Annotated in this window: 15 protein-coding genes and 1 riboswitch; all 15 genes read left to right on the top strand. The window is 42.9% G+C overall.

All coding sequences use genetic code 11. The features are described 5' to 3' along the window. The first annotated feature begins 90 nt into the window (after positions 1 to 90). The 15 genes from GKG43_RS03655 (at position 91) to GKG43_RS03585 (ending at position 13,303) form a co-directional block, all read left to right on the top strand. Positions 91 to 366 (top strand): hypothetical protein, encoded by a 276-nt coding sequence (locus GKG43_RS03655; RefSeq protein WP_055154683.1) that lies wholly within the window; start codon positions 91 to 93, stop codon positions 364 to 366. A 166-nt stretch (positions 367 to 532) separates the two neighbouring features. After that, positions 533 to 1,375 carry a tyrosine-type recombinase/integrase gene (locus tag GKG43_RS03650; protein WP_129878651.1) on the top strand — a complete coding sequence of 281 codons (843 nt, stop codon included), beginning with the start codon at positions 533 to 535 and terminating at the stop codon, positions 1,373 to 1,375. A 129-nt stretch (positions 1,376 to 1,504) separates the two neighbouring features. Beyond that, positions 1,505 to 3,172 (top strand): Cna B-type domain-containing protein, encoded by a 1,668-nt coding sequence (locus tag GKG43_RS03645; protein WP_055154050.1) that lies wholly within the window; start codon positions 1,505 to 1,507, stop codon positions 3,170 to 3,172. A gap of 24 nt (positions 3,173 to 3,196) precedes the next feature. Next, positions 3,197 to 3,514 (top strand): hypothetical protein, encoded by a 318-nt coding sequence (locus GKG43_RS03640; RefSeq protein WP_055154053.1) that lies wholly within the window; start codon positions 3,197 to 3,199, stop codon positions 3,512 to 3,514. Continuing rightward, the gene (lepB, locus tag GKG43_RS03635) at positions 3,507 to 4,067 is read left to right on the top strand and encodes a signal peptidase I (RefSeq protein ID WP_070102463.1); all 561 of its coding nucleotides are present in this window, start codon (positions 3,507 to 3,509) and stop codon (positions 4,065 to 4,067) included. Before GKG43_RS03640 ends, lepB begins: the two co-directional genes overlap by 8 nt. Positions 4,068 to 4,201: 134 nt before the next feature. Next, positions 4,202 to 5,236, top strand: a complete 1,035-nt coding sequence (locus GKG43_RS03630; protein ID WP_055154054.1) for a QVPTGV class sortase B protein-sorting domain-containing protein — start codon at positions 4,202 to 4,204, stop codon at positions 5,234 to 5,236. Further along, positions 5,237 to 6,016, top strand: coding sequence for a class B sortase (gene srtB / locus GKG43_RS03625; protein WP_242857613.1), 780 nt, complete (start codon positions 5,237 to 5,239; stop codon positions 6,014 to 6,016). 9 nt (positions 6,017 to 6,025) lie between these two features. Then, a complete protein-coding gene (locus GKG43_RS03620) occupies positions 6,026 to 6,655 on the top strand; it encodes an FctA domain-containing protein (protein ID WP_055154056.1) in 630 nt (209 codons plus the stop codon). Between the two features lie 195 nt (positions 6,656 to 6,850). Beyond that, positions 6,851 to 7,606, top strand: coding sequence for a site-specific integrase (locus GKG43_RS03615; RefSeq protein ID WP_193763653.1), 756 nt, complete (start codon positions 6,851 to 6,853; stop codon positions 7,604 to 7,606). Between the two features lie 195 nt (positions 7,607 to 7,801). After that, positions 7,802 to 7,928, top strand: a riboswitch (FMN riboswitch). 132 nt (positions 7,929 to 8,060) lie between these two features. Continuing rightward, entirely contained in the window at positions 8,061 to 8,687 is a 627-nt protein-coding gene (locus tag GKG43_RS03610; protein ID WP_129878649.1) for an ECF transporter S component, read from the top strand. 57 nt (positions 8,688 to 8,744) lie between these two features. Further along, positions 8,745 to 9,062 (top strand): hypothetical protein, encoded by a 318-nt coding sequence (locus tag GKG43_RS03605; protein ID WP_129878647.1) that lies wholly within the window; start codon positions 8,745 to 8,747, stop codon positions 9,060 to 9,062. A gap of 166 nt (positions 9,063 to 9,228) precedes the next feature. Continuing rightward, entirely contained in the window at positions 9,229 to 9,681 is a 453-nt protein-coding gene (locus GKG43_RS03600; RefSeq protein ID WP_055154063.1) for a LytTR family DNA-binding domain-containing protein, read from the top strand. Then, entirely contained in the window at positions 9,678 to 10,319 is a 642-nt protein-coding gene (locus GKG43_RS03595) for a DUF4318 domain-containing protein (RefSeq protein WP_129878645.1), read from the top strand. The genes GKG43_RS03600 and GKG43_RS03595 overlap by 4 nt, the downstream gene beginning before the upstream one ends. Positions 10,320 to 10,535: 216 nt before the next feature. Further along, entirely contained in the window at positions 10,536 to 11,297 is a 762-nt protein-coding gene (locus GKG43_RS03590) for an ABC transporter ATP-binding protein (RefSeq protein WP_129878643.1), read from the top strand. Further along, positions 11,294 to 13,303 carry an FtsX-like permease family protein gene (locus tag GKG43_RS03585; protein ID WP_129878641.1) on the top strand — a complete coding sequence of 670 codons (2,010 nt, stop codon included), beginning with the start codon at positions 11,294 to 11,296 and terminating at the stop codon, positions 13,301 to 13,303. The genes GKG43_RS03590 and GKG43_RS03585 overlap by 4 nt, the downstream gene beginning before the upstream one ends. The last annotated feature ends 80 nt before the right edge of the window (positions 13,304 to 13,383 follow it).

Genomic DNA, 13,383 nt, shown 5'->3' with positions numbered 1-13,383 from the left:
CCATTTACACGAATGCCTTTCCATTGATTATAGTATAAAATTTTCATATAATTGCAATGTATAGACTGCAAAAGAAGAGGATGTAATATAATGGAAATGAAGATAGAGATTGGAAGAAAATGGAAGATGGTAGTTGCCGTGATGATTGGAGTTGCGGTGATATTTGGAACCGGTCTGAGGAGGAAAGACAGAAGCGTGGAAGGAGAGCCGGATGTAATCAGCAGTATTATTATGAACAATGAACAATACCTGACAGTTGTGGCGAACCGCAATGAAATAGAAAATGAAGAAGAGTTCAAGAAGCATCCCATTTTCTCGCATTATGTTTTCCGTTATAACAGTTATCATATCTTCGGTTATGATTGAATGGATACAAAATGCAAAATGGATGAAAAATCATTTGGTTTGATGATTTCTCATCCATTTTTTTAATTGTTATCCAAAAATAAATCGACGACAGCATTTTAATATATAGAAGCGCCCGCATTGGGCTATACTATTTGAAAGCATGCAAGACAAGGAGGCGATATCAATGAAGCATAAACTGAAAGAGGAAATGTTACAGGATTTGAAAAGGAGAATGTACAGGGAAGAAAAATCAGAGGCGACGATTGAAAAGTATATGAGGGATGTGAAGAGTTTTTGGAACTTTGTGGGAAAAGATAGAGAGGTAGATAAAGATATGGTGTTGTCCTATAAGGAATACCTCAAAGGCAGATACGCTGTGTCAAGCGTTAACTCTATGCTGGCAGCCTTACGGTATTTTTTTGCTGGACTCGACTGGTATGACTGCATGGTCAAAATGATCAAGGTTCAGCAGAACTCTTTCCGGAGCCAGGACAGAGAACTATCCAAAACGGAGTATCTCCGACTTTTACAGGCGGCGCAGTGCAAAGGGGATGAAAGACTGTATATGTTGATGCAGACAATAGGTGCCACTGGAATAAGAGTCAGTGAGCTTCGTTTTGTCACAGTGGAGTCATTAAAGAAAGGTCAGGTGAACGCCTATTCAAAGGGGAAAATGAGAACGGTTCTGCTTCCTGGAACACTTTGCAGGAAATTGAAGGAATATGTCAGAAAAACGGAAATTAAGAAAGGAAGCATTTTCGTAACAAAGAGTGGGCGGCCCATGGATCGCAGTAATATTTTCCATGCCATGAAGGCCTTGGCCAGAGAGGCGGGGGTACAGGAGAAAAAAGTATTTCCACATAACCTGCGGCATCTCTTTGCCTGCACTTATTATAAAATAAGGAAGGACATCATCCATCTGGCAGATATGCTGGGACATTCCAATATCAACACCACAAGAATCTACACGCTGGTAAGCGGAAAGGAGCAGATTCGACAGATTGACGGACTGGGTCTTGTTGTGTGAAAGAACGATTCTTCGGGAAAATAAAAAAACCACATAATGATTATTATGAGGTGAAGAGGAGTAGAAAACGTTGTTTAGTATGTACCGGTCATTTTTAGAGTAAAAAGAACTATGAATGGAGAGTGTAAAATGCGGAAAAGAGTGAGAAAAACCCTGGCATCTCTGATGGCGGCGATGCTGTTACTGTCTGCGTTTGGCGTGCAGGCATTTGCAGAAGATACTTCGTCCGCTGGCGCAGCGGCTGCACAGGGGGGACAAAGATCTGGAAAAGGAGAGGGTCAGCAGCTCCAGGTTACAAAAGAGTGGAAGACAAAAGGGGGGGAGACAGTCGAGAATTCCAACATTCCATTTGGGAAAGTAGAGGTTGATATTCAACAATATTATAAAGTGGGAATGTATCCGGACTTAACAGAAGAACCTATTGGGGAACCGTTTATGCTTGCTTTAACAGGGGATAATAGTTGGACAGATGTTTATAGGAATCCGGTAGAAGATTATTCCTATTTTAAAGCGGTGGCGGAAAGAGTTTATGACAAAAATGAAAATTTGATTGTTACATATGGGCTTGATATGGAAGGAAGTTGGCTGCCTACATATGCCGAAGGATATTCGGAAAAAGACTTATACGGATGGATCCCGGGAGAATTCGAATTCACTAGAGAATATGAGGGGGCTCAAGTTCAGTGGACAGAGATAAAGAACAAAAATAAAGCGGTATTTGATCTTCCTGGAAGTGGAATTCTTGTTCTGAAAAAAGGTAGCGATTATCTTATATGGATGCCGTATATGGAGCAATTGTCTACCGAGGCACGGGCTGAAATTAAAAAAATTGTTGGAGTGAACTATCAGAACCCTCGGTTTTTAGATGAAGATACAGGTAGTACTCTTGAAAATACGGAGATTATATACGCGGAAGGCACGGGAAATGTTCATCTAAACTTTAAAAATCAAAGCGATTGGAGCTGGTTTGCATATGGCCCGTTTGAGTTCCAAAATAATACTATTTCCTCCAGTCTGGTCAATAGATTAGATACAGATTTTCAGACGAATATAAAGGTTATAAAAATCTGGGACGACAATAATAGTCCGGTGCGTCCAACCACTATCGATGTAGAGTTAAAAGACGGAACTCAGGTCAAAAACACCATCAATCTATCAACAGGCGATGCTTCTGCCTCAGATTATAACATTTGGAGCCAGACAGTATCAGTTCCAAAGTATCGTGAGGATGGAACTACAATCCAATATGAGATCAACGAACCGAATGTGCCGGAAGGATATGGAAATCCGGAATATGATCAGGAAAATCTGACAGTGACAAACCGCTTGGCAAATGTAAATCTGACAGTGGAAAAGCAGGTGACTGGAAACATGGGCGATCATAACAGAGCGTTTACGTTCACCATGAAACTGTTGAAAGATGGGAGAGCATATATACAGCCGCTCTCTTATATGAAAGGCGAAGAGTCAGGGACACTGACAGCAACGAATGACAGTTATACATTTACGCTTAAGGATACAGAAAAGATCGCTATTGCGATTCCGTTTGGATGTTCCTACGACATTATGGAGGAGAATGCAGACTATGACGTTTCCATCAAAGTGGGAGACGGGGAGCCAGCCAATAATAATATCGTGAATGGAACAGCGAATAGCGATACAGGTATCGTGTTCACGAATACAAAAAATATTGTACCTCCGACAGGAGTGTCTAAGGGAACAGGGGCCTATATGGCAATGTTTTTCTGCGGGCTTGGAGCCGCGGCTGTATTTGGCAGAAGGAAGCGGTCGTGTTAGGGATTCGGCATAAAGGAGAGTTAGATGGCGAACAGACAGTTGGGAAAGATCAAAAGAGTGTCCAGACCGACGGACCAAAGGGAGGAATCCAAAGGTGACAGGAAAATGCAAGGAATTGCAGAAATGCTTCGAAAGATACAATTTCGGAAAAAATGGTTCGGTGGTGTGGATGAAGCTGACGTCTGGCGGCAGATCGACGAGCTGCAAAAAGAATATGAAAAGGAACTTTTGCTTCAGAAGGAACGGTATCGCACCCTTCTGAGAGAGCGGGAGGCAAAGATCACTCATCTGAAAAAGAAGCTGGCGGATGCCGAGTGGACTTGGGGTGACGTGGATGGATAAGCACAAACAGGAAACACTTTCTTCTCCCCGGGAAGTGATACGAAGTCGCAGAAAGAATCTTGCGTATAGAGCAGAGATTTCTCTGTTTGCGGCGAGAAGCGTCACTCTTGCCCTGATGATGGTGGTGATTCTCGGGGGAATCTTCGGAATTGCGGTTATGAAGAACAATGACATGTCTCCAAGGATCAGCGCCGGGGATCTGATGCTGTACTATCGTTTGGAGAAAGATCTAACTGCCGGTGATATAGCTGTGTTCATTAAAGAGGGCAGGCGTTATGCCGGACGTGTCGTTGCGAAAGGCGGCGATACCGTAGAGATTACGAAAGACGCGGAACTTATGGTAAATGGTAGCCTCGTTGTAGAAAATGACATTTATTACAGCACACCTCAGTACGAGGAGGGAATCAGTTATCCGGTCACTCTTGAACAAGATAAATATTTTATTCTCTGCGATTACCGGGAAGGGGCAAAGGACAGCCGTTTTTTTGGAGCGGTTTCGAAAAAAGAGATTAAAGGGAAAGTGATCACTGTAATTCGGCGTTCGAATTTATAGCAGCCGGATCTAAAGAAAATTTTATTAGCATATCACAGAACCGTTTTGGAAGGATTCGGTTCTGGGGTAGAGGCAGAGAAATTCTGCCGGATAGACAGAAAGTAACAAATAAATGAAAGAAAGAGGTAATGAAAATGAGGAAGAAAACAACAAGCCGTCTCTGTGCGATGGCGATAGCCGGAGCTATGATGGCAGCGACACTTGGAATGAATGTAAATGCGGCTGACGCTACAGATGTACACTTTACAAAAACTCTTGATATGAGAGGGGCTCAAGGAGCAAGCACACCGGATGTAACATTTACATATACAATTGAACCGGGTCAGGGTGTTGGGGCTACAGAAAATAACCCGGAGATCCTTCCTGGAGTTGATGGTGCTACAGTAGAAGAGGCAGTATTTACTCATACAGACGCGGATCTGACAGATGAGGTGTCTGTTGATTTTAGTAGAGTTAATTTTACAAAGCCTGGTATTTATCGTTATGTAATCAAAGAGCAGACTTCGACTAATGTAGATATTACCAATGACACCAATGATACACGTTATCTCGATGTATATGTAGTGAATGACGGACAGGACGGTTATAAGATTGCGAATTCTGTACTCCTTGCTAGCGAGCGGACACCGGATAATGATGGGAATTATGGAATAGAAAACAAAAGTGACGGCTATACAAACAGCTATAAAACATATGCTCTGACACTGAAAAAGGTGATTAAAGGTGATATGGCGGATATGAACAAAAAGTTTGATTTTACAGTCACCTTTGTAGGAGGATCTGCAAACGCTTCTTTTACATTTGGTGGTCAGACAGTAATTTTGGATGCTGACGGAAAGGGCAGCGTAGCAGTGTCTCTTGGAAATAATGAGACAGTAACATTTACTGGAATTCCTTCCACAGTTAATTACACGATCACAGAGAATATCGAGACAAAAGAAGGGTATGATACATCCTACACAGTAAATGGGGGAGATTCAGTAAAAGGCACCAGTACAGATGAAGTAACTATCGGCAAGGATGATGACAGCGTTGTGTTTACAAACCAGAAAGACGCAGTAACTCCGACAGGTGTCATTATGACAGTTGCTCCGTTTGTAGTGCTTATCGCACTGGCAGCAGCAGTTGCAGTTCTGTTTTTCCGTAAAAAGAGAAATGCAGGGTTCTAATTGACAGAGAGAACAGAAAATAGAAAAGACGCAGCAGGGATTCTTAGGAGTGCAGCCTGTGCTGCGCGGGTTGGAAATCATATACTGGGTATTATCGCGGCCGTACTGGTCGTGGTGATGCTCCTCTATGGAGGTTATTCACTCTGGGATATGTACCGGACATACCGAGGCGCATTTGCAGATGAGGAACTGATGAAGTACAAGCCGGCGGGCGAAGGGAAAGAGAACCCGACTCTGGATGAGTTGATGAAGATCAACCCTGATGTCTGTGCGTGGCTTACCGTGGATGATACGAATATTGATTATCCGGTAGTTCAGGGTGACACAAATATGGAATATATCAACAAGGACGTTTATGGAGAATTTGCTCTGTCTGGTTCCATATTTCTTGATTGTCAGAACAAACGGGATTTTTCGGATTGTTATAATCTTCTTTATGGTCATCATATGAACAATGGTGCAATGTTCGGCGATATCGTGGAGTTTGTCGACAAAAAATATTTTAAAAAGCACCGGACAGGTACACTCTATCTACCGGAGGACACTTATAAGATTTCGTTTTTGGCGTGTGTGAAGGCAGATGCGACAGATGCGGCGATCTTTGATCCGGATGCTCAGAGTAAGGAGACACTGAGCGCTTTCCTAAGTGATATCAAAGACAGGTCCGTACAGTATGAAGACATTGGCATGACTGCAGAGGATACATTAATCGGATTATCTACATGTGCAGTCGCCGAGACAAACGGGCGGGTGATTCTGTTCGGGCGGCTGGAAAAATAGGAGTATGACATGAGAAAGGGGGTGCATTTCATCCAAATGATTCAAAGATTCAAAAACAAATACCTTGGAATGATCGTTTCGCTGATGATGGCGGTACTGTTTGTGCCGGGAATTGTACATGCGGAAGGTTACTCCTGCATAGTATCGATCCCGGTAGAGATGGAAGTGTCAGGAGAAAATGCGCCGGCAGAAGATTTCGTAATCGTGCTGGAGGCGGCAGGGGAGGATGTTCCTATGTCGGAAGAGACACAGATTACTATAAACGGAAGCGGGCGTGGGCAGTTTGAACCGATCACATATATGGTGCCGGGAGACTATCAGTACTGGATATATCAAAAGGCAGGAACGACACAGAACTATACATACGATGACGCTGCGTACACAGTGACGGTGCGTGTGATCAACGATGGCAAAGGCGGGCTAGCGGCAGAAATCTGGGCGATCGAGGACGGACAGCAGAACAAGACAGACCGTATCGTGTTCGCCAACAACTATAAGGAACCGGAGAAAGAAGAGCCGGCCAAAGATACGGTAAAGACGGGAGATACAGCCAACGCAGCAGTGCCGACAGTGGCGGCAGTGGCAGCGCTTGTAACGATTACAACGGTATGGAAAACAAAGAAACATAGTAGTGAGTAAGTTGTTTGTTTGACGGCAAGATTCATAATAAGAGCAAAAATCAGGGAGCTGTGAGACTGTAATAAATTCTGTGTAAACTAAAGATGTGATATATATATCCTCTTGGATTGGTGTTAAAATAAATACTAATCCAGGAGGATATCGCTAAGGCCATCGATTCAGATTGTCCATAAGATTATCCATCCCGCATTGGAAATGCTGGTAGATGACAACATTCTGGGAAGAAATCCTGCAGATGGCTGCTGCAGAGATTATTCAAGTTCAGAGCCGCGGGAAGCAATGACTCCGGAAGAACGGGATGTCTTTTATAATGAGATCATTAAAATGTTCCGGGATGCTGAAAAATATTATCTGATTTTTACTGTGATGCAGGGGCTTTCATGCCGGGTCAGTGAACTTGTGGGATTAACCTGGTTCGACGTGAATATGAAAAGGCGGGAGGTAGTCATTGATCATGGGCTGTTATATCGTAAGAAGAATGGAAAAACTCAGTTTTACATCACGAAGGGAACTGATAAAAACAAAAAGAGAATCATACCAATGACAGATGAGGTATACCGGGCATTTCAAAAGCTGCGGGAAAAATCATTGAAAAATCCTTCAAAGCGTGAAGTGGATGGATATTCAAACTTTGTATTTGTTAACCAAAGAGGAGGACCGATGTATCCAACTAACATCAATAAAGCATTATATAGAATAGTAGATAGGTACAAGGAAAAGACCGGCAAAGATTTTCCTACAATTTCAAATCATATTTTCCGGCATACAGGATGTACAGTGATGGCCGAAGCTGAAGTTGATCCAAGCACAATGAAATATATCATGGGCCACACAAATGTTAAAATGATCTTAAAGGTTTACGACTCAGTGAATCTGGAACGTATCCGCCAGCAAATGAAAAAACTAAATAAGAAGCCAATGGAAGAGGAAAAACAGAGGGCTGCGATCTGATTTCTGCAGATATAAATCTTTATTTATGATAGCTTTTACGGCAGAGTTCACAGCAACGTTTACGACAAATTTACGACATTTCGAAGATTACTTATAACGAGATACAAAGATTTACGTGAAATTTTTGGTAAAATTGACCAAAAAAACTGCTTGCATAACCACATACAATGGGTTATAATAACCTATAGAATAGAATGAATTCTTCGGGGTCGGGTGCAATTCCCAACCGGCGGTATAGTCCGCGACCCACTGCCATATTGACAGCGGTTGAACTGGTGTAATTCCAGTACCGACAGTAAAGTCTGGATGAGAGAAGAAATTGATGCCGTAAAAGCGTAATCTTAACCCCGGAATTATCATCCGGGGTTTTTATTATGTCTGAGACACGATCTCCAAGAAGATTTTCTTTCTTTTCAATTCAAATCATTTGTATAATTAAAGGAGAGAAACGACTATGAACACAGAAAGTAATGTAGTACCAAAGTCACAATCTAAAATTGGAATCCGCACAATCGCACAGATCGGAATGTTATCCGCCATTGCAACGGTATTGATGCTGTTCGAAATCCCGCTTCCATTTGCACCTGCATTTTATCAGATTGATTTCAGTGAGGTGCCGATATTGATTGGTTGTTTTGTAATGGGGCCGTTGGCAGGAGCCGTGATTGAGCTTGTAAAGATCCTGCTGAACCTGGTGATTAACGGAACTATCACAGCTGGTGTCGGAGAAGCGGCAAACTTTTTGATCGGATGTGCGCTATGTGTACCGGCAGGAATCATTTATAAGAGAAAACGCACCAGATCAGGCGCCCTCATCGGATTGGCTGTCGGAACCGTCTTTATGACCGCTATCGGGTGTGTACTGAACGCCTTTATCCTTCTTCCGGCATATGCAACTGCATTCGGGATGCCTATTGATGCATTGGTAGAGATGGGATCGGCCATTAATGCAATCATTACAGGGCTTTCCACATTCGTTATGTTTGCTGTGGCGCCGTTCAATCTTTTAAAGGGTGTGCTGGTATCCCTGATTGTACTATTGATTTATAAAAAGATCAGCCCGATCTTTCGGATGCGGTAATGAGTAGTCCTGTAGATATTCTATGCAGGTATGAACGTTTATAGCTTGTGATTATATATGCAGACAGTAAAAGAAAAATTAGTAGACGAAAATATGGAATCTATGTATAAGTTGGAGCTATACCGTCTTATTGGTGAAGGGTACAGGGCGATGCAGGATGGCAGGGAACTCACAATTGGTAAGGCTAAAAAGCCTGCAGACTTTCCGAAGGAACATTCGTATGTTGCGGATGATTTACTGGCAGCAGTTGGACTGCGTATGACTGTTTTTGGAAATTATAATATTTTCTATTATTATAATGAAGAGCAAGAGACGGTTCATATCATCAGAATTCTTAATAATAAGGCTGATTGGATAAATAGATTGAAACGATAATAAAATGGTAAATGCGGCTGCCATTCGGGGACTCAAGTCCCCGGATGGCAGCCTTTTACCTGCTCAAAAGAGCCACTGACCGGATTTCAGTAGACTTTCTTTTTTATTTTGGATAAGATAAATACAGAAAAGGAAACAACTTAAATTAAGGCAGGAGGAAACGGATATGAAGGTGGAGATCGAAAAGGTAGGGATAGAGACGGAAGAATCTGCCAGGATCCGCGTACATGAGGAAAATGAGAGTACGAAAAGGCTGGCTCAGTTTATTGAACAAGAAAGATATAAGTTTCTGATATTAACCTGCAACAAGGACGATAAGATTTACCAGATTAAGTGCAGAGAAATTTACTACATTGAATCCATGCAGGAGGTACAGTATATCCATACCAGGGAGGATATTTATTCTACGAGGAAGCGTCTTTATGAGCTGGAGGGACAGCTTCCGCCGGAATTTGTCAGGGCGTCCAAATCGGTGCTTCTGAATATGGCGAAAGTGGAGGTCTATAAGCCGTCAGCCGGCGGAATTATGATTGCAGAATTTGCAAATGGCGACGTTACTTATATTTCGAGGAAATATTTAAAAGGGCTCAGAGCCAAAATTAAGGAGGGATTGTTATGAAAGAAAACAGGATTTCTGAAGAGACAAGAGAGAAGATTTATCAGGGCTGTTTTTTGGGGCTGCTTCTTTTTGCGAGTACCGCGCTGTTTTTGAGTCTTAGAAGAGATATGAACGAGGTGGGAAGGATACTGCCATTTATTCCGGCAGCCCTGGCAGGATATCTGGTGATCGGCAATCTGCTGATTTGGCTTCATTCCCTGCCGGAGAAGGGGAGAGTCAGCAGCTGGTTTAAAGGGGCAGCAGCTGTGTACTGGATCGATCTGATCGCTGTCGGCTTTGTATTGCTCTCTTTTATAGTATCGGAGTCCTGGAGGCACATCATTCTGGTGAATGCGGCAGTGGTTCTGGTCTGCTGGATACTGGATTACCGCTCTGTACTGAAAATTGCGAAAGAGCTGAACGGCAGATCTGTCAAAGGCAGATACCTGGTCGTTGATCTGGATGAATGTCCGAAAGGTACGGAGGCTTTTTGCAGAGAAATAGAAGATTATTGCAGGAAAAATAAGATCAGGCTGGAATTTCTGCAGAGGGAAAAACCGGCAGTTATTCTGATGGATGGGGAAAAATACGAGGTCACACTGGATTTCTTTTACTCACAGTTTGGCCCCATGTATGCACTGAAATTCAGAAAAGAATAAACACAGAAAAAGGCAGGCCTTAGAAAAGGGCCTGTTTTTATTTCAGAATTGTTTTTCTTCAACAGGCACTGTTCCTTCTGTTGTTCCAATAAGAACACTATATTCTTCTTTACATATAAAATGAGCAGATTACACAAAATGTGCCTGATTTACTCATTCGCTTTTTTTAGCGCAATCGTACAATGTAGTCATTAAAAGTAAAAAGGAGATTTCACTATGACTGCATTATTAGTAGCTGAAGATGTAACGAAGACCTATGAAAAGGCGCAGTCCCCAAGCCTGAATAAAGTATCCTTTCGCGTAGAAAAAGGGGAGTTTGTCGGCATTATGGGCGCCTCTGGTTCGGGGAAGACCACTCTGCTGAATGTTCTTTCCACCATAGATACGCCCACAAGCGGGGATATCTGGATCAAAGGCGTTAACTTAAAGAAACTGACAAACACAAGCGCTGCTGATTTTCGAAGGGACAATCTGGGATTTATATTTCAGGAATATTTTCTGCTGGACAGTCTTACCATTCGGGAAAATATATCTGTTCCCCTTACTCTCATGAAACTGCCTCCGGAACAAATCGAGAGTATGGTGCGGAACCTGGCCGGGAGATTTGGAATATCATCGCAACTAAATAAATATCCGGGTGAACTGTCCGGCGGACAGCGGCAGCGGGCGTCGGCGGCAAGGGCGATTGTGAAACAGCCGGAGATCTTATTTGCCGATGAGCCCACGGGGGCACTGGATTCTAATTCGGCTGCGGAATTGCTGCATGCTTTGCAGGAAGCGAACCGGGAACTGCATACTACAATACTCATGGTGACCCATGATACTTACGCTGCAAGCTTCGCCAGCCGTATATTGATATTTAAAGACGGCTGTATCATCAGAGAACTGTTCAAACGCGGCAGCAGGCAGGGGTTCTACGATTCTATTTCCGCGGAAACCGCTAAGCTCGATACAAAAAGACAGGGGGAAAAGGCATGAATACTTTAGCTGCAGCATATAAAAACCTGACAAAAAATGTTTCGTATTATGCGCTCTATTTATTTTCCGTGTCCCTGGTGATTACAGTATTCTTCGCATTTACTTCGTTTTCAATGAATCAGGTCATGCTTGATAAAATATCTGCGGACGGGCGTGTGGAGTCCATGTGCAATACGATTTCTATATTTATAATGGTATTTGTGGTGTTTTATATGGCTTATTCGAATCGCTTTTTTCTCAAACGCCGTATAAAGGAGCTTGGTATTTACGCACTGCTGGGGTATCGGAAGTCTTCGATATTATGTCTGCTGACTTTTGAAAATATTTTCATAAGCTGCGGCGCTTATTTGGCAGGAATTATATTAGGAGCAGCCGCGCATAAGGGGATCATAAAGGGAATTACTGCACTTTTGAAACTTTCGGTGGATAGTACACAGATACCGTTTTTTAATGTAAATGCTATTATGAAAACGGCCTGCTTTGTCGTGCTGGTTGTTTGCGTTTTGACGGCATCCAATGTCAGGTTTCTTTTTAAGGCGTCTCTTATGGATATGATACGTTTTGAAAAGAAAGCGGAAAAAAATCTGAGATGCCGACGTCTGCCTGCTTTGGTTGGAATTGTAATGATAATAGCAGGCTATGGGCTGGCGCTGGATATTATCAGAGGCCAAAAGTCCGTCTGGATTTCTATCGGTTTTTATCCGGTTGGTATGCTGACTGCAATGCTTGTTGTTATCGGGACTATATTTTTTATTTCATCCTTTCTGCCTTATGTAATGAAAAAACGTAAGGGGAAGAAACTGGCGTTTTACACAGAAACCAGAATCATTACGATACCAAACTTTATTTACCGTATCCGTTCTAACGCGAAAACCTTGATTCTGCTGACATTACTTTCTGCGGCTGTTTTAACGGTATCGAGCGTTATGGCGCTGACGGTATACTATCCGATCGCCGCAGTATCCCGAATTGCTCCATCGGAAATTGAATTCCGGATGGAAGATGAGACTCAGCTGGACACGGTTAAGCGGATTGTCAGCAGGTATGCACCGGACGAAACGGTTACATTTACGCAGACAGAGATCTATAAGGCGGCTTCTTCTGCTTCCGTGCTTCCCGTGGAATATGGTGTGGGATCTGCTCAAGGGGATGCGCAAAATGAAAAGATTGTACGGGAGCCAGGCTTTGAATGTATCTCATTTACAGACTATGTAACATTGCTGCGCGCACAGGGCCGGGAGAATGTGATCGATTCATTGCCCGGGCTGACGGATGAGGAGTGTATTTTAGTTAAGTATCAGCCTTCCGGAGAGGACAGACCGGAAACCGGGAAAAGTTATCCGTTAATAATAGGCGGGGATGAGGTACCTCTGACAGTAAAAAAGGTAACACTTGATAATCCATTGTCGTTCGCAAATAGTATTGGCACTTTGATTGTGAGCGACGAAATATATGACCGGATCAGATCGTCTGATGCACCAATGGAAAAAGTGATAAGTTTGAATGGGAAGGCGATAGAAGATAACGAAGCGCTGTACGGAGAAATCAGCAGTATACTTGGCCAAAGTCCCTATTTACAGGGTCACTCGCATAGGATAAACGAACTGTTTTCCTTGAACAGCTCCACGTTTCTTCTGATTGGTTTTCTTGTGATTCTGTTTTTTATCGCAGCCGGAAGTATCTTATATTTCAACAATATTTCTGCTGTTGCCGAAACAAAATCTGACTATGATATCCTGATTAAAATGGGGTATACAGACATACGCATAAAAAGGATCATCAGAAAACAGGTGCTGGCTTTTTTCAGCATTCCATTTGGCCTTGGCCTGTTAGACTGTATCTTTGCCACAGCTGTGTATAAGACAGGTTTAATGCAGAATCTGCTCGGGAACACCCTGATTCAATTTGTTCCGGTTGTAATTGCCGTGGCAGTGACAGCACTTATTTATTTAATTTATTACCTTGTTACTGTCCGTACCTGCTTTAGGTTAGTCTGTTTCAAATAATTGTTACTGTGCACACCTTACGGGTGTGCACAGTAACGGCATCTGCCCATTTAAAGTCGCCTACGGCGAGGGGTGCTATG

This window comes from Eubacterium sp. BIOML-A2 (assembly GCF_009680135.1).
Taxonomy (GTDB): domain Bacteria; phylum Bacillota; class Clostridia; order Lachnospirales; family Lachnospiraceae; genus Faecalicatena; species Faecalicatena contortus_B.
The sequence above is the reverse complement of the archived record's forward strand: the minus strand, read 5'-3'. Positions and strand labels throughout refer to the sequence as shown.

What these genes read in the sequence shown, in the direction of transcription:
- GKG43_RS03655 (WP_055154683.1), top strand. Translation starts at nt 91, where the DNA reads ATGGAAATGAAGATAGAGATTGGAAGAAAATGGAAGATGGTAGTTGCC.
- GKG43_RS03650 (WP_129878651.1), top strand. Translation starts at nt 533, where the DNA reads ATGAAGCATAAACTGAAAGAGGAAATGTTACAGGATTTGAAAAGGAGA.
- GKG43_RS03645 (WP_055154050.1), top strand. Translation starts at nt 1,505, where the DNA reads ATGCGGAAAAGAGTGAGAAAAACCCTGGCATCTCTGATGGCGGCGATG.
- GKG43_RS03640 (WP_055154053.1), top strand. Translation starts at nt 3,197, where the DNA reads ATGGCGAACAGACAGTTGGGAAAGATCAAAAGAGTGTCCAGACCGACG.
- lepB (WP_070102463.1), top strand. Translation starts at nt 3,507, where the DNA reads ATGGATAAGCACAAACAGGAAACACTTTCTTCTCCCCGGGAAGTGATA.
- GKG43_RS03630 (WP_055154054.1), top strand. Translation starts at nt 4,202, where the DNA reads ATGAGGAAGAAAACAACAAGCCGTCTCTGTGCGATGGCGATAGCCGGA.
- GKG43_RS03620 (WP_055154056.1), top strand. Translation starts at nt 6,026, where the DNA reads ATGAGAAAGGGGGTGCATTTCATCCAAATGATTCAAAGATTCAAAAAC.
- GKG43_RS03615 (WP_193763653.1), top strand. Translation starts at nt 6,851, where the DNA reads ATGCTGGTAGATGACAACATTCTGGGAAGAAATCCTGCAGATGGCTGC.
- GKG43_RS03610 (WP_129878649.1), top strand. Translation starts at nt 8,061, where the DNA reads ATGAACACAGAAAGTAATGTAGTACCAAAGTCACAATCTAAAATTGGA.
- GKG43_RS03605 (WP_129878647.1), top strand. Translation starts at nt 8,745, where the DNA reads ATGCAGACAGTAAAAGAAAAATTAGTAGACGAAAATATGGAATCTATG.
- GKG43_RS03600 (WP_055154063.1), top strand. Translation starts at nt 9,229, where the DNA reads ATGAAGGTGGAGATCGAAAAGGTAGGGATAGAGACGGAAGAATCTGCC.
- GKG43_RS03595 (WP_129878645.1), top strand. Translation starts at nt 9,678, where the DNA reads ATGAAAGAAAACAGGATTTCTGAAGAGACAAGAGAGAAGATTTATCAG.
- GKG43_RS03590 (WP_129878643.1), top strand. Translation starts at nt 10,536, where the DNA reads ATGACTGCATTATTAGTAGCTGAAGATGTAACGAAGACCTATGAAAAG.
- GKG43_RS03585 (WP_129878641.1), top strand. Translation starts at nt 11,294, where the DNA reads ATGAATACTTTAGCTGCAGCATATAAAAACCTGACAAAAAATGTTTCG.